Genomic DNA, 15,583 nt, shown 5'->3' with positions numbered 1-15,583 from the left:
TATCACATGGGTTAGAGCCTAGACCCAGATGCCGGAGCTGCCGAGTGGCAGCCTGTTACATTTCTTTGCGTGGCCATCTGCATTCCTCAATACACCCACACCTCGACCCGGCGATTGCGGTGGCGGCCTTGCTCTTGCTCGTTGCCCGCTACCGGCAGCTCGGCGCCCATACCCAGCACGTCGATGTTCTGCACGCCTTCATGGGCCAGTTCGCGGCGCACTGCCATGGCCCGCAGGCGCGAGAGCAAGGCGGCCCTGCCCGGTGTTTCCTTGGGATCGCCGAAGCCGACCAATAGCGTCCTGGTTTGCTCGTGGCCGGCCTGCTGCAGGAAGTCTGCGACGCGGTGTACGTCGCGCAGCGCTTTGCTGTCAAGGCTCGCACTGCCTTCCTGGAAGCGAAAGTTCACCGTCAGCCGACGCCCTTCCAGAGCAAGGCTGCGGTAGCGCGGCGGCATGTCTGTCTGGGGAGGGATCGGCAAAGCTTTGACTTGCTGATTGACGAAGCCTTGTTCAGCAACGATGACCTGGCCGGCCGGGCTTTGGGCAAAATCAGCCAGCGCCTGGGCCAGCGGCTGCGGACTGGCCGGCAGGTAGAAGTACAAGCGCCGCGACAGCGGATAATCTTCACTGGCAACCAGCGCGCGGCTGGGCGGCAGGGCCGGCGCATCGCCGGCAGCAATGGCCAGGACCTTGGCATCATGCACGGCCGCAAGGCTGCTGAAGCCAATCGCTTGGCGGTCGCTCTGGACTTGCTCGACCAGCGCGTCGCTGGACTCGAAGCGCCGGGCCTCGCCACTCAGTGCGCTACGTACAGGGTCGAGGACCAATGCCTTGAAGGTCTCGAAGGTGCCGGAGCGGTCGTCACGCGCATACAGTCGGATAGCACCGCCCGCTACGCCCAGTTGCTCCCAGCGGGTTACCTGGCCGGCAAACACCTGGGCCAGCTGCGCTGTGGTGAGGCTGGTCAGTGGATTGTCTGGATGGACGATCACGGCGACACCGTCGAGGCCGATGACCTGCTCGGAACGGCCGCTGCGCAAGTCGCCGAACGCCTGCAACTGATCTACCTCGACGTCACTGATCGGTCGCGAGGAGGCAACCAGGTCTGCCGCGCCACTGCCCAGTGCAGCGAAACCGGTACTGCTGCCGTGAGCTGCGATCAGCACGCTGAGGAGTTCGCCATCGCGACCCTGCGCCGTAATGGCGATCTCGTTGGGCACAGCCCCTGCGGAATGCTCGATCGCCGTCGCGCCCTTGCTGCGCAGCATCCCCTGAACCAGCGCAGGCCCAAGCGCAGTGCCGATCGTGTTGGAGCCCTGAATGCGCAGTTGCACCGGCTCAGCCAGGCAGAGCAGTGGCAGCGACAACAGCAGGAGTGAGAGCAGACGCGGCATGCCGGAGACCTGGGGCACAGTGATGCGCCGCAGATTACGACAGTTGCATGACTGGCAGATGACGGTGCTGGCTCAGCCGTGCTGCGCCAGACTGTAGCGCAACCCTGGCCTGCAACTGTGCGGGTCACGAGCGGCGAAAAACCCTTATGCTGTTACGAAATATGTCTATAACAGTTTGGATAAGGACCTGATGATGCCGCTCAAGGACCTGTTGATCGCTCTGGTGGTGATCATCATCTGGGGAGTCAATTTCGTGGTGATCAAGGTAGGCCTCGATGGCTTGCCGCCGATGCTGTTGGGCGCCTTGCGCTTCTTGCTGGTGGCGTTCCCGGCGGTACTGCTGGTGAAGCGACCGAACCTGCCGTGGCGCTGGTTGATCGCCTATGGCGCGACGATCTCCCTGGGCCAGTTTGCCTTCTTGTTCCAGGCCATGCACAGCGGCATGCCGCCTGGGCTGGCGTCGCTGATCCTGCAGTCGCAGGCGTTCTTCACCCTGGGCTTTGCCGCGCTGTTTCTCGGCGAGCGCTTGCGCCCGGCCAGTGTCCTTGGCTTGCTAGTAGCGGCAGGCGGGCTTGTATTGATCGGCAGTGAGCACAGCAGCCATGTGCCGCTGATTGCGCTGTTGCTGACGCTATGTGGCGGTGCGATGTGGGGCATGGGCAACATCATCACGCGGCGCTTTGGCTCGGTGAATCTGGTGGCGCTGGTGGTGTGGGGCGGGCTGATTCCGCCGCTGCCGTTTCTGGCCTTGTCGTGGATGCTTGAGGGCCCCGAGCGAATCAGTCAGGCGTTGACCCATATCAGCTGGAGTTCAGTGGGCGCGCTGCTGTTTCTGGCGTATGCGGCAACCATGCTTGGCTACACCCTGTGGAGCACGCTGCTGTCGCGCCATCCAGCCGGCAAGGTTGCGCCGTTTTCATTGTTAGTGCCGGTAATTGGCCTGAGCTCATCGGCGTGGTTGCTGGGTGAGCGGCTCAGCGCTATTCAGGGCTGGGGCGCGCTGCTGGTAATGGTCGGCTTGTTGATCAATGTGTTTGGCAGTCGGCTGAGCCAGCGCCTGCGCGCGGCGCTTTGCTAAGATCGCTTCTTTTGCCCCGGCCATGCAGGCCGGGCAGCAGCAGGAGTATGTGCATGATCATCTCTACCACCAGCCAACTCGATGGCCGTCCGATTGGTGAATACCTGGGCTTGGTCAGCGCCGAATCGGTGCAGGGGATCAACTTCGTCCGCGATTTCTTTGCGCGCTTTCGGGATTTCTTCGGGGGGCGTTCGCAGACCCTTGAAAGTGCATTGAAGCAAGCCCGCGAGCAGGCTACCGCTGAGTTGATCGCCCGCGCGCGGCAGATGAATGCCGATGCAGTGGTCGGCGTGGACTTCGAAATCAGCATGCCCTCGGTGCAGGGTGGCATGGTGGTGGTGTTCGCCACGGGTACTGCAGTCAGGCTCAGATAAGGCCAAGTGCCACTGGTCAGTTATGGGCTTTTCGCCCGAGCAGTCCGAGAATGACCGGCTAGTCTCAGTTCAACAGCCGGGCTTTATCGGGCAAGCGAGGGGCTTGCCGGCGCGGTTAACTGTGCAGGGAGTTGGGCGATGAGCGAAGCTTTTGTCGAAGACCTTAACGACGTGTTTCCGATCAACAATCAGGTGCGCTGCGGGCAAGCGGCGTTTCGCCTGGGTTTTGCCCACATGACCCTGGATGACTCCGAGCAGATGCAGCCGGTGGCGTTGCAGCGCTGCAAGAAAGGGCGTTTCACCCCGCGGATTCCGGCGCGCAAGTAAAACAGTGTCATTGGCACCGTGCAGCGGTCCCAAGCCAGGAAGGCCCACAGGATTTACGCCCAACGGCACGCTTATGATGAGCTTTGTTGATTCTGCGCAAGTTAACAGTGAGTTGCACTCGCAGATGTAACAATGCTGTGGTCTGCTTGCGCTGCACTTTCACAAAAGGAGGATTGACTGCAATGCGCATCAGGGAAGAAGCCTACCGGCATTGGGCCCAGTCACCGCTGCCCAGCCGCAGCCATGAAGAACAACTCAGCGACGGTATTACCATTGACGTGCAGGTCCGCCTGTCACGGCTTGGCGCCACGCAGATGTTCATCGGCATGTACAGCGACAACGGCACAGCATTGCTGGAAGAGTACTATCCGACACGGCCCGGCGAGACGACTACGCGGGCGATGGTGTGGGGTGTCAATCGGGCGCGGGCCATGAGCCTTGACGCTGCGCCGCAGCCGCAGCGGCTACGCGCATGAAAAAGCCCGGCCTTTGCAGGCCGGGCTCAACACCACAGTGAGGCCGCTCAGTTCAGTGGCTCGATCACCTTGGCTGCTTGCCGCTCACGGGCGGCAGGCCATTCCTGTTGCAGCGTTTCCAGCACGCGGCCAACGAACTCGGTGTCGGCTGCAGCCTTTTTGCCAACAAAGCCCTGGCCGCGGCGGTAGACCCTGAAGCTGGCGCAGGTGCTGGGCAGGTGCGCTGCAAATTCGTCTTCAAGGCTGTTCGGCGGCAGACGATCAAGGCGAACCTCGCCAGTCTGGCTGATCCACAGCAGGTGATCGTCAAGGCTGTCCTTGCGTGCAGCGAACAGCTCGGCCAATTGGTCAACAGTCGGTTTGTCGTTCAAATTCATGTTCATCATAAAGCCCCTATTACCCGTCGTTTAGTGATTTCACACTTGGCGCTCTACAGATGTAGCGCGCTTCCAAGGCTGCTACCGCAGCATTGCAACAGGGGCTTTTCACATGCTGCCTTTTGGACAGTTCCCTCTCCACGAACGACTTGCGTTACCGCGCAAGCCGTCTGGAATACCCTTGCCACCGCTCCCGATCAGGGAGACGGCTTAATCATGCCCAACGCCGATCAACGGCGTCAACAGTTTTGTAGTGAATATTTTTCCTCACTACATAATGTCCGACAATCCATCAGTCACTGCCCGGAAAGGATCTGGTAGGCCGCTTCGACACGGGCTTCATTGGGGTAATTGCGGTTGGCAAGCAGGGCGATACCCAGGCCTTTGCTGGGGATAAATGCAACGTAGGCACCGAAGCCATTGGTTGACCCCGTCTTGTTGTACCAAGCGCTAGCGTCGGCGGGGCTGGCCGGGCTCAAGCGGGTTACAGCCTGCGGCTCGCGGACCATACCGGCACCGTTGCCCGCGAGTAGTGTGGGCAGAGTCACGGGATGAGGGTAGCGCTCCCAACCAAGGCCCTGAGTCATGCGGCCCACCTGAAAGTAACCTTGGTGGGTGAGGGCGATGGCTTGCTTGAGTGGTGCAGTCAATTGCTCGGGCTGTACCTGCACGCGCACATAGCGCAGCGCGTCGACGATCGTCGTCTTGATGCCGTAGGCCTCATCAGCGAAGGCGCCGGGCGTGACCCGTACTGGCCGCTGCTGCGCGTCATAACCCTGGGCGTACTGGCTTTGTGCGCTGGCAGGCACCTGCAGGTAGGTGTGGTTGAGGCCAAGCTTTGGCAGCAGCGACTCTTCCATCAACTTCGCGAAGGGCAGCTTCTGCGCGCGCGCTGCCAGGTCGCCAAACAAGCCGAGGCTGGGGTTGGAATAGCAGCGCTGCGTGCCTGGCGCAGCCTTGCGTTGCCATTGCTGGAGGAACACCAGCGCCTGGGCGTCGCTCTCGACGTCATCCGGGAACTGTAATGGCAGGCAGTCGGCGCTATACGCGCCCAGCTCCAGCAGGGTGGCCTGGCCCAAGGCCGTGTTGCTCAGCGCAGGTTGATAGCGGCTGGCTGGCGCGGCCAGATCGACTTTACCCTCGGCACTGGCCAGCGCCACCAGTGTCGCTGTGTAAGTCTTGCTCAACGACCCGACTTCAAACAGGGTCTCGCGGCTTACCGGCTGGTGGTCGACCTTGTTAGCTTCGCCATAGGTAAAGATATGTTCTCGGCCATCGGCGAACACAGCAACTGCCATGCCTGGGATCGCGTGTTTTTCCATCAACGGTTTGACCACGGCATCGACCCGAGATTGCAGATCATCAGCAAGGCTGTGCGTACTGGCCAGCGAGCAGGTGAGGCCAAGCAGGGTGAGAAGTGTGCGGGAAGTGAGCATGGGATTCCTGTCTTCAGTGTATGCGGTGTCCGTTGCGCGACATTGGCGGGCGTTCCAGCGTTAGCGCAGATAAGCCGCAGACCTTATCGTCGTGCGCTGCACGATGACAACAAGGAATGAGTAATGAAGTACCTCCGCATGCTGTTCGACAACTTCACCCTGGCCCTGCTCGGCGTGGTGCTGATCGCTACGCTGCTGCCGTGCTCGGGCCAGGGTGCAGTGGTGTTCGGCTGGTTGACCAACCTGGCTATTGGCCTGCTGTTCTTCCTGCATGGGGCCAAGCTGTCGCGCGAGGCAATCATCAAGGGTGCTGGCCACTGGCGTCTGCACCTGCTGGTGTTCTCCTGCACCTTCGTCCTGTTTCCGCTGCTGGGGCTGGCGTTCAAGCCGCTGTTCGTGCCGTTGGTAGGCAACGAGCTGTACCTGGGCGTGCTCTATTTGTGTGCCTTGCCGGCCACGGTGCAATCGGCAATCGCCTTTACCTCGCTGGCGCGCGGCAACGTCCCGGCAGCGATCTGCAGCGCAGCGGCTTCGAGCTTGTTGGGGATCTTCCTCACCCCGCTGCTGGTGATGCTGCTGTTGGGTGCCGACGGCAATACTGGCTCGGGCCTGGACGCGGTGCTGAAAATCATCCTGCAGTTGTTGGTGCCATTCGTGGCCGGCCAGATCGCCCGGCGCTGGATCGGCGACTGGGTCAAGCGCAACGCGCGCTGGCTGAAGATCGTCGATCAGGGCTCGATTCTGCTGGTGGTCTACACCGCGTTCAGTGAAGCGGTTGTCACCGGGCTCTGGCACACCGTGTCGCCGCAACATCTGGCCGGCCTGTTCGCCGTGTGCGGGATACTGCTGGCGGTAGTGCTGTTGGGCGTGCGGGTGCTCGGCCGAGCGCTCGGCTTCAGTGTCGAAGACCGCATCACCATTTTGTTTGCTGGCTCGAAGAAAAGCCTGGCTACCGGTGTGCCCATGGCGCAGGTGCTGTTCGTCGGTAGCGGGATCGGCGCGATGATCCTGCCGTTGATGCTGTTCCATCAAATTCAATTGATGGTCTGTGCAGTGCTGGCCCAGCGTTATGCCAGCCGCAAGGAAGAGGTCGAGGGCGAAGCAGCTTCGTCCTCAACGTAACTGGCCGGGGCGCAGCCCCGGCACGGGTTACTGGTTAATCCAGGTCTTGCGCAGAGTGACGCTCTGCAACCTGCGTGGCCTCATCGCCCCAGGTGCGGTTGACCCGCGTGCCGCGTTGTACTGCCGGGCGCTGGGCAATTTCTTCGGCCCAGCGTTGCACGTTGGGGTATTCCTCGACGGCGAGGAACTGCGCCGCGTCATACAGGTTGCCGCGCACCAACTGGCCGTACCAGGGCCATACGGCGATGTCGGCGATACTGTACTCGTCACCGCCCAGATAAGGGCTTTCGGCCAGGCGCCGCTCAAGGACATCCAGCTGGCGCTTGGCTTCCATGGTGAAGCGGTTGATGGCGTACTCGATCTTCTCCGGCGCATACACATAGAAGTGGCCGAAGCCGCCGCCCAAGTAGGGTGCTGCGCCCATCTGCCAGAACAGCCAGTTGAGTGTCTCGGTTCGTGCGGCTGGGGCGCTCGGCAGCAGCGCACCGAACTTCTCTGCTAGATACAGCAGGATCGAGCCCGATTCAAACACCCGCACCGGTGGCTGTTGGCTGCAGTCAAGCAGTGCCGGGATCTTCGAGTTGGGGTTGACCGCCACAAAACCGCTGGAAAATTGCTCGCCCTCGCCAATGCGGATCAGCCAGGCGTCGTACTCGGCGCCGCTATGGCCGAGCGCCAATAATTCTTCAAGGAGAATGGTCACCTTGACGCCGTTGGGCGTCGCCAGCGAGTACAGCTGCAGCGGCTGTTTGCCCTGTGGCAAGGCCTGCTCGTGGGTGGCGCCTGCCACCGGACGGTTGGTGCTGGAGAACTTGCCGGCCTTGGCCGGCTCGTTGCGCCAGACCTTCGGCGGTACGTACTGTGAGTCGCTCACAAAGAACTCTCCTAGAATGCGCGGTTTCTGTTAAAAAGCTCACCTATAGATCTATGCCACGGCGGTGTCGTTCAGGGCAAGTGCCTTGTCGGCATGGCGTGCTGGCCCATGAATGGCAAACATGGCCTAGAGTTAGCTGCAGCGCAGCGGGCATGCGAGCGATTTATTGCAGTTTTTCTCAACTATTCATATCCGCGGATGTCATTCAATGCGAAGTGAATGATCGATGGCATCTCAGCAAGTTTTCGGAGTTAACCGCATATGGCAGCACTGCAAGGCAGCACCCTGGAAGCGATCGTCGGCAATCAGCCTCAGTTGCTCAATGATTGGCAGGCAGCGCTTGACGCCAGCGGCGCTTCGCGCAACGTCAAAGAGCACGACCTGCGTCAGCAAAGCCGTGAGTTTCTGCAACTGATCGTAGATGGCTTGCGCCATGAGGGCAGTGACAACCCAGCGGCTGCGGGCTGGGAAGAAACCCGCCGCTTCCTCGACAAACTCTCCGCCAGCCGTGCCCAGCTCGGCCAGGAGTCGCATCAGACTGCCTCGTTCATCTTTTCGCTGAAAGGCCCGCTGTTTGCGCTGCTGCAAACCCAGTACCGCGATCAGCCAGCCGAGCTCGCCGAACAGCTGTGGCAAATTTCCGAGCTGTTCGATGCGTTTGGCCTGCACACCATCCGCACCTATCAAAAGACCCGTGAAGGAGTGATCAAGCGCCAGCAGGAAGAGCTGCTCGAGCTGTCCACTCCAGTAGTCAAACTATGGGAAGGCGTGCTCGCGCTGCCATTGATCGGCACACTCGACTCGCACCGCAGCCAGACCGTCATGGAGTCGCTGCTGCAGCGCATTGTCGATACCGGTTCGGAAATCGCCATCATCGACATCACCGGCGTGCCGACCGTGGACACCCTGGTTGCTCAGCACCTGCTCAAGACCGTCACCGCAATCCGTCTGATGGGCGCTGATTGCATCATCAGTGGCGTGCGCCCGCAGATCGCCCAGACCATCGTGCACCTGGGCCTGGACCTGGGCACCCTGACCACCAAGTCAAACCTGGCCGATGCACTGAAACTCGCGCTCAAGCGCCTGGGCACCGACATCGGCGAGCGGGCGTAAACGATGGAGCGTATCCCGATCCTGCAGATGGGCCAGTTTTTACTGGTGACTATCCAGGTAGACATGCATGACGAACTGGCGCTGCGCCTGCAGGATGACCTGACCAGCCGCATCGACCAGACCAACGCCCGCGGCGTGCTGATCGACATCTCGGCGCTGGACATGGTCGATTCGTTCATCGGCCGCATGATCGCCACCATTTCCGGCCTGTCGCGCATTCTTGATGCCGAGACGGTGCTGGTGGGCATGCAGCCTGCGGTGGCTATCACCCTGGTTGAACTGGGGCTGACTTTGCCCGGTGTCAGTACGGCACTGAACGTTGATCGCGGCATGCACCTGCTGCGCCAGCGGGTAGGCCAGTCATGAACGTCCGCGATAGCGGCAGTCATCCGGTACGCATCGAGCAGGATGTGGTGCTTGCGCGTCAACTGGCGCGCAAGCTGGCCAGCGAATGCGGCATGCGCCTGGTCGACCTGACCAAGATGGTCACCGCCGTCAGCGAGCTGGCGCGTAACACCGTGGTGTATGGCGGTGGCGGCGACATGGACTGGGAGATCATCGACGGCCTTGGCCGGGTGGGTCTGCGTCTGGTGTTTCGTGACGAAGGCCCGGGTATCCCCGATACCAAGCTGGCCCTGACCGACGGCTGGACCTCTGGCAACGGCATGGGCCTGGGCCTGACGGGGGCGCGCCGGTTGGTCGACGAGTTCGAGTTGGATACCGCCCCAGGGCAAGGCACTCGGGTGACCATAACTCGATGGACATGACTTTTGCCGCCAGCCTGACCCAGGTGTTGACGCTCGATGACAGCAGCCAGGTGGGTCATGCCCGGCGTACCGTGCAAAAGCTTGCCGAAGACCACGGTTTTGATCAGGCCGACGCAGGCCGTGCGGCGCTGGTTGCCACCGAGCTTGCCAGCAATGTGCTCAAACATGCCGAACGCGGCGAACTGCACCTGCGTGTTTTGCCGCATGGCGCGGCACATGCACTCGAGATCTTGGCTATCGACCGAGGCCCTGGCTTTGACGTGCATGCCTGCCTGACGGACAGGTATTCCACAGCCGGTACCCAAGGCATCGGTCTGGGCGCGGTCAGCCGCCAGGCGCAGGTGTTCGATGTGTATGCGGACGAGCGCGGCGCGGCAGTGCTGGCGCGTTTGCATCGTCGCGATGTCAAGGGCGCCGACGTACGCATCGGCGTCAGTCAGCATTCATTGCATAACGATCCAGCCTGTGGCGACACCTGGTATGTCGCCCGCGATCAGCAGCGCCTGAGTGCCCTGGTGGTCGATGGCCTCGGTCATGGCAGCGAGGCTGCCTCTGCCGCCCTGGCGGGCGCTACGGAATTTGCTCGGACCCCATTCAGCGAGCCCGAACAGTTGCTCGCCGAAATGCACAACGCCATGGGCGGCACCCGCGGCGGCGCGGCGGCGATTGCCCAGTATGACGCTGCAGCGGACAACCTGGCCTTTATCGGTATCGGCAACATCGGTGCGACGCTGGTAGGCGGCGAACGTCCGCGCGGGCTGACCTCCTATCCCGGCATCGTCGGCGGTCAATACCGCAAGGGTCAGGTGTTTAACTACGCTCAGGTACAGGGAAATCTGTTGATCATGTACAGCGACGGGCTGCAATCGCGTTGGAACCTGCAAGCCTATCCGGGCCTGGCCCCGCGCCACCCGGCGATCATCGCTGGGGTTCTGCACCGGGATTTTTGCCGCGGTCGTGATGATGTCACCGTATTGGTCATTGACCTGGAGGCTGCTTATGCCTGAACAGATTCCCGGTTCGGCCGAGCAGGCCGCCCTCATCAGCCGCTTGCAAGCCGACAACGAAGCGTTGCGCGATGAGCTTGAAGAGACCAATCAGGGCGTGCTCGCACTGTATGCCGAGCTGGACGTGCAGGCTGAGCAATTGCGCCAGGCATCCGACCTCAAGAGCCGCTTCCTGGCCTACATGAGCCACGAATTCCGCACGCCGCTGGGCTCGATCCTGAGCATCACCAGCCTGCTCGCTGACGAAATCGACGGGCCGCTGAGCAAAGAACAGCAGTTGCAGGTGGGATTTATCAGCTCGGCAACCCGCGAGCTCAGCGACATGGTCGACGACTTGCTCGACCTGGCCAAGATCGAGGCCGGGCGGATCAATATCTCGCCAGCCTGGTTCGATATGCTCGACCTGTTCGCCGCCTTGCGCGGGATGTTCCGGCCGATCGTCGACATGGGCGCGGTCGACCTGATTTTCGAGGAGCCGCAAGGCTTGCCGCAGCTGTATACCGATGACAAGAAGCTGGCGCAGATCCTTCGCAACTTCATTGCCAACGCCCTGAAATTCACCTTGCGTGGCGAGATCCGCGTGTCGGCCCGTCTGCACGGTACTGACCGCGTACGCTTTGCCGTCAGTGATTCGGGTATCGGTATTGCCCCGGAACTGCTCGGCGCCCTGTTCGAAGATTTCGCCCAGGTCGACTCGCCTTTGCAGAAACGCCTGCGCGGCACTGGCTTGGGCCTGTCCTTGTGTAAACGCTTCGCTGCGCTGTTGGGCGGAGAAGTGGGCGTAGAAAGTGAACCCGGGGTTGGCTCGACGTTCTTTGTAATCATCCCGCTTGCCATCGCCCAGGAGAGCGCCGATGAGCTCTGAGATCCGCCTGCTGATCGTCGACGACAACGCCACCACGCGCTACGCGCTGCGTCGGCGGCTGGCCCTGCACGGCTATCAGGTACTCGAGGCAGGCACTGGCGGCGACGGCCTGGAGATGATCCGCAATGAACAGATCGATGCGCTGATCCTGGATGTGAACCTGCCGGACATGAGCGGTTTCGATGTCGTACGCCTGTTGCGCGCCGATCCCGAGACAGCGCTGCTGCCGGTGATCCATGTCTCGGCTGCGTCGATCCTGACCGGCGACATCATTACCGGTCTTGAGGCCGGAGCCGATGCCTACCTGGTGCACCCGGTCGACCCGGATGTGCTGCAGGCGACTCTGCGCACCTTGCTGCGGGTGCGTGACACCGAGCGTGCACTGCGTGACAGCGAGGCGCGTTTTCGCGAGATCTTCAGCAACGTGTCGGCGCCGATTGCGGTGCTGGATGCCCAGTTCAAAGTGCATGAGTGCAACCATGCATTCGCTCAGCTGATTCAGGATAATCAGCAGCCTGAAGTGCTGCTGGAATGCTTCACCCCGGGCCAGGAACTGGCCCTGGCTGCCTTGCGTCAGCACCTGGCAGACGGCGAGCGCTGGCGCGGTACCTTGGGCATGACGGTGAAAGGCCAGTTGCGCGACACCGACTGGCAGTTGTCGCCATACCGCACGCCGGGCCTGTGCCTGGTATTTGTCGAAGACGTTACCGAGCATCGCCATCGTGAGCGCTCGCACCTGGCCAAGCTCGACGATGCCAACATTCAGCTGGCCCGCGAGATGGCCCAGCGCGCGCGCACCGAGGCGCAGCTGCTGCAGTTGCAGAAAATGGACGCCCTGGGCAGCCTGACTGGCGGTATCGCCCACGACTTCAACAACCTGCTCACCGGGATCATCACCAGCCTGGAGTTGATCCGTAAACGCGTCGGCGAGAACCACCTCGAGAAAGTCCCCCATTATGCCGATGCCGCGCTGAGCTCGGCGATGAGCGCGGCCTCGCTGACTCATCGTCTGCTGGCCTTCGCGCGGCAGCAGCCGCTGGATACCCACCCGGTCGATGTCAACGAGCGCGTACGTTCGCTGCAAGAGCTGCTGACCCGCACCATCGGTGAACGCATCGATCTGCAGTTGCAACTGAGCGAGTGCCCGTCGATTGCGCTGGTCGATCCGGTGCAACTGGAAAGCGCCGTGCTCAACCTGGTGATCAACGCCCGCGATGCGTTGATCAAAGGCGGGCATATCTGGGTCACTACTTCAGCAGTCGTGGCCCGCGCCGACCCCAACCTTCAGGATGGCGCTTACATCGCCGTGACGGTGCGCGATGACGGCAGTGGCATCGCCCCGGACGTGCTGGAGAAGGTCTTCGATCCGTTCTTCACCACCAAACCGCTGGGCCAGGGCACCGGCCTTGGCCTGTCGACCATCTACGGCTTCGCTCGTCAGTCTGGTGGGCATGTCGCCCTGCGCAGCGTGCAGGGACAGGGCACAGAAGTGACCCTGCTGCTGCCTGCCAGCAATCGCGAAGCGGTCAGCGAGGCGCTGGTGGCCCACGTCGATCAAAGAGGCGCGGGTGAGCATGTGCTGATCGTCGAAGACATGGCTTCGGTGCGCCTGTCGGTAGCTGAGGTGATGGCCGATGCCGGCTACCGCTACACGCTGGCGGAAACCATCGAGGAGGCGCTGGACCATCTGCGCAACGACAGCAGTATCGAACTGCTGCTCACCGATGTCGGACTGCCAGGCATCAGCGGTCGCGAGCTGGCTGATATGGCCCGGGTTTACCGGCCCGGCTTACCGGTGCTGTTCATGACCGGCTACGCCGAGACCGCACTGGATCGGCAGGCGTTTCTCGGCTCGGGCATGGATATGCTGATCAAGCCGTTCCAGATTGGCGAGCTGCTGGCCAAGGTCTGTCGTTCACTCGGGCGGGTCAGCCCAGACTGACCCTGGCTGCAGCCTGGCGAGCCGGGCTGCAGGTCAGATGGACAAACCCACCACACGGCTATGCACGCTTTCCTCCTGATTGCGGCGCTTGTTCACCACCAGTTCGCCAATCGCGATCAAGCGGGTGCGCGTGACATTGCGCGACAGCCCCAGCAACTGCGCGGTATGCACCTGGTTGTAGTGACAGAAGTGATACGCCGAACGCAGCAGGGCGTTCTCGACTTTCTCGAACAACTCACCGGAGTGCTCCTCAAACAGCCGGCTGAACGCCTGCTCCAGCAGCTCTTCTGCCGAACCACCATGGCTGGCGGCGGCATCCTCCTGGCGCTCCAGGCGCAGGTTGGACATGCGCAGATCCTGCGCCTGGATTTCACCGTTGCCGCAGGTCAGCAGGCTGTGATGGATGACGTTTTCCAGCTCGCGAATATTGCCCGGCCAGCTGTATTCGACCAGCTTGGCCTGCGCGCGTGGGCTGAGCTCGACCGGGCCATAACCCAAGCGCTCGCTGTAGCGGCGGATGAAATGGCGCACCAGCGGCATGATATCGCCGGGGCGATCACGTAGCGGGTGCAGCGACAGCGTCACTACGCTCAGGCGGTAGTACAGGTCTTCGCGAAAATGCCCGGCATTGATGGCTTTTTCCAGCTGCACGTTGGTCGCTGCCAGCACCCGCACATTGATCGGGATGCTCTTGCGCGAGCCTAGCCTGACCACCTCGCGCTCCTGCAACACGCGCAGCAGCTTGACCTGAATCGGCAAGGGCAGGTCGCCTATCTCGTCGAGAAACAGCGTGCCGCCGTTGGCTTCCTCAAACCAGCCGGCCTTGGCGGCGAGCGCGCCGGTAAAGGCGCCTTTCTCGTGGCCGAACAACTCGGCCTCGACCAGCGACTCGGAAAACGCCCCGCAGTTGACCGCGATGAACGGCCCGTTGCGGCGCCCGCTGAGGTCGTGGATATGGCGCGCCACCAGCTCCTTGCCCGTGCCGGTCTCGCCGATGATCAGCACGCTGGCCTCACTTGGCGCAACCTGTTGCAAGTGGGCCAGCAGCGCCTGCGAACGGGGGTCTTCGAAGACCTGCGCGGTCGCCCGGATCGAGGTGGCCAGTGACGGTGACGGGGGGAGGGTGAGCAATTGCATGGGCGTGCCTTTAGGAATAGAAGGACGGGACAGGGCGCTTGCCGTTGAGGGCCCACTCGCCGAGCTCGTGGATGCGGTAATCCACGGGGTCGTGCAGGGTTTGCGTGCGCAGGTTGCGCCAATGCCGGTCGAAGCGCAGTGAGGCATGGGTGGCGCGGGCACCGGTGACTTCGAACAGGCGGTTGCAGATATCCAGGCCGTGGCGGGTTGCCGCGACCTTGGCCGTGCCGATGGCCAGGGCGAGGTCGCTGCGTTGCTCTGCACTCAACGCATGCTCCTGCTGCCAGGCAGCATCGAGCTGGTCGGCGGCGCGCTCGATCAGCAAACGCACGCTTTCCAGGCCCACCCAGAACTCGCCGTAATGGCGCAGCACATAAGGGTCTTCGCTGACCTGTGCCGCGCTGGAGCGGAACCAGGGGCGGCTTTCCTTGAGGCTGTACTGGCGGGCTTCGGCAAAGGCGCCTTCGGCGATGCCGAGGAACAGGTTGGCGAAGTGCAACTGAGCGATCAGCGGGCGCAAGGCGGCGAATGGCGTGCTCAGCGGGCCTGGATCGAGCAGTAGTTCGTCCTGCTCGACCCGCACCCGTTCGAAGGTGGCGCTGCCGCTGTCGGTCTGGCGTTGGCCAATGTTGTTCCAGTCGTTGTGCAGGCTGATGCCGGTGCGGGCGCTGGGGATGGCCGCGATCAATAGCTTGCCGCCGGCACGTTCGTCCACGGCCGAGGCGATCAGCATCTCTGAATCGCTGGCGCCGGAGCAGAAGCTCTTTTGCCCGGAGAACTCGCACCAGCCGTCGAACTGCTTGACCACGGTGCGGGTGTCCAGAGGGTTGAGGGCGTTACCCCAGAACCAATGCTTGCGCGCCGTCTGCTCGAACCATGGTTGCCATTGCTCGGACCGCGAGAACAGGCGCACGGTGGCCAGCATCAAGTGATGAAAACCGAACACATGGGCAATCGAGCTATCGACCCGGGCGAATTCGCGCACCACTTCGAGCGTTTCGCGCCAGTTGGCGCCCTGGCCGCCATAGGCGGTGGGGATGGTCAGCGCGAGCAGGCCACTGCTGCGCAGGGCGTCACGCTCGCGCTTGGGCGTGCCGCCGCGTTCGTCGCGCTCGACTGCGGTTTGAGCAAACTGCTCAGCCAGCTCGCGGGCAATGCCAAGGGCCGAGGAGCGAGCGGGGCGGGCAATACCGCCGGCCAGGGCAGCGTTGTCGAGCGGGTTGCTCATGGGCGAGTCTCCAGGTCAATTGAGCGGGGGACTTTGCTTGAGCAATCGTCGAGGCTGTTGGGGCTT

General features: G+C 62.3%; 17 protein-coding genes. 11 read left to right on the top strand and 6 right to left on the bottom strand.

Features of this window, described 5'->3' with window-relative positions:
* Nucleotides 1-86 precede the first annotated feature (86 nt).
* Entirely contained in the window at nucleotides 87-1,394 is a 1,308-nt protein-coding gene (locus ACIOAU_RS14305; RefSeq protein WP_401182733.1) for a substrate-binding domain-containing protein, read from the bottom strand.
* A 193-nt stretch (nucleotides 1,395-1,587) separates the two neighbouring features.
* On the opposite strand from ACIOAU_RS14305, the gene ACIOAU_RS14300 reads away from it, so the two are divergent.
* The 4 genes from ACIOAU_RS14300 to ACIOAU_RS14285 all read left to right on the top strand — a co-directional run bounded on the left by ACIOAU_RS14300 (nucleotide 1,588) and on the right by ACIOAU_RS14285 (nucleotide 3,649).
* Nucleotides 1,588-2,472, top strand: coding sequence for an EamA family transporter (locus ACIOAU_RS14300; protein WP_101319933.1), 885 nt, complete (start codon nucleotides 1,588-1,590; stop codon nucleotides 2,470-2,472).
* A 53-nt stretch (nucleotides 2,473-2,525) separates the two neighbouring features.
* Nucleotides 2,526-2,846 (top strand): YbjQ family protein, encoded by a 321-nt coding sequence (locus ACIOAU_RS14295; RefSeq protein ID WP_101319930.1) that lies wholly within the window; start codon nucleotides 2,526-2,528, stop codon nucleotides 2,844-2,846.
* Between the two features lie 138 nt (nucleotides 2,847-2,984).
* Nucleotides 2,985-3,173 carry a hypothetical protein gene (locus tag ACIOAU_RS14290; RefSeq protein ID WP_101319928.1) on the top strand — a complete coding sequence of 63 codons (189 nt, stop codon included), beginning with the start codon at nucleotides 2,985-2,987 and terminating at the stop codon, nucleotides 3,171-3,173.
* Between the two features lie 182 nt (nucleotides 3,174-3,355).
* Nucleotides 3,356-3,649 carry a hypothetical protein gene (locus tag ACIOAU_RS14285; protein ID WP_101319926.1) on the top strand — a complete coding sequence of 98 codons (294 nt, stop codon included), beginning with the start codon at nucleotides 3,356-3,358 and terminating at the stop codon, nucleotides 3,647-3,649.
* A 47-nt stretch (nucleotides 3,650-3,696) separates the two neighbouring features.
* Here ACIOAU_RS14285 and ACIOAU_RS14280 read toward each other — a convergent pair whose 3' ends face one another.
* Nucleotides 3,697-4,026, bottom strand: coding sequence for a hypothetical protein (locus ACIOAU_RS14280; protein WP_101319924.1), 330 nt, complete (start codon nucleotides 4,024-4,026; stop codon nucleotides 3,697-3,699).
* 296 nt (nucleotides 4,027-4,322) lie between these two features.
* Nucleotides 4,323-5,462 carry a class C beta-lactamase gene (gene ampC, locus ACIOAU_RS14275; RefSeq protein ID WP_101319922.1) on the bottom strand — a complete coding sequence of 380 codons (1,140 nt, stop codon included), beginning with the start codon at nucleotides 5,460-5,462 and terminating at the stop codon, nucleotides 4,323-4,325.
* Nucleotides 5,463-5,585: 123 nt separating this feature from the next.
* Between ampC and ACIOAU_RS14270 the strand changes: the two genes are divergently transcribed.
* Nucleotides 5,586-6,584, top strand: a complete 999-nt coding sequence (locus tag ACIOAU_RS14270; RefSeq protein ID WP_401182728.1) for a bile acid:sodium symporter family protein — start codon at nucleotides 5,586-5,588, stop codon at nucleotides 6,582-6,584.
* A gap of 34 nt (nucleotides 6,585-6,618) precedes the next feature.
* Here the strand turns inward: ACIOAU_RS14270 and yghU are convergent, their stop codons facing one another.
* A complete protein-coding gene (yghU, locus tag ACIOAU_RS14265) occupies nucleotides 6,619-7,458 on the bottom strand; it encodes a glutathione-dependent disulfide-bond oxidoreductase (protein WP_401182725.1) in 840 nt (279 codons plus the stop codon).
* A gap of 261 nt (nucleotides 7,459-7,719) precedes the next feature.
* On the opposite strand from yghU, the gene ACIOAU_RS14260 reads away from it, so the two are divergent.
* The 6 genes from ACIOAU_RS14260 to ACIOAU_RS14235 are packed head-to-tail and all read left to right on the top strand — an operon-like array spanning nucleotide 7,720 to nucleotide 13,152.
* Nucleotides 7,720-8,571: an STAS domain-containing protein gene (locus ACIOAU_RS14260; protein WP_150572415.1), complete on the top strand. Its 852-nt coding sequence runs from the start codon at nucleotides 7,720-7,722 to the stop codon at nucleotides 8,569-8,571.
* 3 nt (nucleotides 8,572-8,574) lie between these two features.
* Nucleotides 8,575-8,937 carry an STAS domain-containing protein gene (locus ACIOAU_RS14255; RefSeq protein ID WP_101319914.1) on the top strand — a complete coding sequence of 121 codons (363 nt, stop codon included), beginning with the start codon at nucleotides 8,575-8,577 and terminating at the stop codon, nucleotides 8,935-8,937.
* Entirely contained in the window at nucleotides 8,934-9,338 is a 405-nt protein-coding gene (locus ACIOAU_RS14250) for an anti-sigma regulatory factor (protein WP_188036106.1), read from the top strand. The genes ACIOAU_RS14255 and ACIOAU_RS14250 overlap by 4 nt, the downstream gene beginning before the upstream one ends.
* Nucleotides 9,329-10,345, top strand: coding sequence for an ATP-binding protein (locus ACIOAU_RS14245; RefSeq protein ID WP_401182720.1), 1,017 nt, complete (start codon nucleotides 9,329-9,331; stop codon nucleotides 10,343-10,345). The genes ACIOAU_RS14250 and ACIOAU_RS14245 overlap by 10 nt, the downstream gene beginning before the upstream one ends.
* Nucleotides 10,338-11,210, top strand: a complete 873-nt coding sequence (locus tag ACIOAU_RS14240) for a sensor histidine kinase KdpD (RefSeq protein ID WP_150572414.1) — start codon at nucleotides 10,338-10,340, stop codon at nucleotides 11,208-11,210. Before ACIOAU_RS14245 ends, ACIOAU_RS14240 begins: the two co-directional genes overlap by 8 nt.
* Nucleotides 11,200-13,152, top strand: coding sequence for a response regulator (locus tag ACIOAU_RS14235; RefSeq protein WP_401182717.1), 1,953 nt, complete (start codon nucleotides 11,200-11,202; stop codon nucleotides 13,150-13,152). Before ACIOAU_RS14240 ends, ACIOAU_RS14235 begins: the two co-directional genes overlap by 11 nt.
* A 33-nt stretch (nucleotides 13,153-13,185) precedes the next feature.
* On the opposite strand, the gene ACIOAU_RS14230 is transcribed toward ACIOAU_RS14235, so the two are convergent.
* Entirely contained in the window at nucleotides 13,186-14,289 is a 1,104-nt protein-coding gene (locus tag ACIOAU_RS14230) for a sigma-54-dependent Fis family transcriptional regulator (RefSeq protein WP_101319906.1), read from the bottom strand.
* Between the two features lie 10 nt (nucleotides 14,290-14,299).
* A complete protein-coding gene (locus tag ACIOAU_RS14225) occupies nucleotides 14,300-15,517 on the bottom strand; it encodes an acyl-CoA dehydrogenase family protein (protein ID WP_401182714.1) in 1,218 nt (405 codons plus the stop codon).
* Between the last annotated feature and the right edge of the window lie 66 nt (nucleotides 15,518-15,583).

It is taken from the genome of Pseudomonas sp. NPDC088322 (assembly GCF_044740745.1).
GTDB classification, from domain to species: Bacteria; Pseudomonadota; Gammaproteobacteria; order Pseudomonadales; family Pseudomonadaceae; genus Aquipseudomonas; species Aquipseudomonas shirazensis.
This window is presented reverse-complemented; position numbering and strand designations above follow the sequence as displayed.

Coding starts and splice junctions, on each gene's coding strand:
- ACIOAU_RS14280 (WP_101319924.1), bottom strand. CDS start 4,026: ATGAATTTGAACGACAAACCGACTGTTGACCAATTGGCCGAGCTGTTC.
- ACIOAU_RS14230 (WP_101319906.1), bottom strand. CDS start 14,289: ATGCAATTGCTCACCCTCCCCCCGTCACCGTCACTGGCCACCTCGATC.
- ACIOAU_RS14285 (WP_101319926.1), top strand. CDS start 3,356: ATGCGCATCAGGGAAGAAGCCTACCGGCATTGGGCCCAGTCACCGCTG.
- ACIOAU_RS14270 (WP_401182728.1), top strand. CDS start 5,586: ATGAAGTACCTCCGCATGCTGTTCGACAACTTCACCCTGGCCCTGCTC.
- ACIOAU_RS14255 (WP_101319914.1), top strand. CDS start 8,575: ATGGAGCGTATCCCGATCCTGCAGATGGGCCAGTTTTTACTGGTGACT.
- ACIOAU_RS14295 (WP_101319930.1), top strand. CDS start 2,526: ATGATCATCTCTACCACCAGCCAACTCGATGGCCGTCCGATTGGTGAA.
- ACIOAU_RS14235 (WP_401182717.1), top strand. CDS start 11,200: ATGAGCTCTGAGATCCGCCTGCTGATCGTCGACGACAACGCCACCACG.
- ACIOAU_RS14260 (WP_150572415.1), top strand. CDS start 7,720: ATGGCAGCACTGCAAGGCAGCACCCTGGAAGCGATCGTCGGCAATCAG.
- ACIOAU_RS14300 (WP_101319933.1), top strand. CDS start 1,588: ATGCCGCTCAAGGACCTGTTGATCGCTCTGGTGGTGATCATCATCTGG.
- ACIOAU_RS14225 (WP_401182714.1), bottom strand. CDS start 15,517: ATGAGCAACCCGCTCGACAACGCTGCCCTGGCCGGCGGTATTGCCCGC.
- ampC (WP_101319922.1), bottom strand. CDS start 5,462: ATGCTCACTTCCCGCACACTTCTCACCCTGCTTGGCCTCACCTGCTCG.
- ACIOAU_RS14250 (WP_188036106.1), top strand. CDS start 8,934: ATGAACGTCCGCGATAGCGGCAGTCATCCGGTACGCATCGAGCAGGAT.
- ACIOAU_RS14290 (WP_101319928.1), top strand. CDS start 2,985: ATGAGCGAAGCTTTTGTCGAAGACCTTAACGACGTGTTTCCGATCAAC.
- ACIOAU_RS14240 (WP_150572414.1), top strand. CDS start 10,338: ATGCCTGAACAGATTCCCGGTTCGGCCGAGCAGGCCGCCCTCATCAGC.
- ACIOAU_RS14305 (WP_401182733.1), bottom strand. CDS start 1,394: ATGCCGCGTCTGCTCTCACTCCTGCTGTTGTCGCTGCCACTGCTCTGC.
- ACIOAU_RS14245 (WP_401182720.1), top strand. CDS start 9,329: ATGGACATGACTTTTGCCGCCAGCCTGACCCAGGTGTTGACGCTCGAT.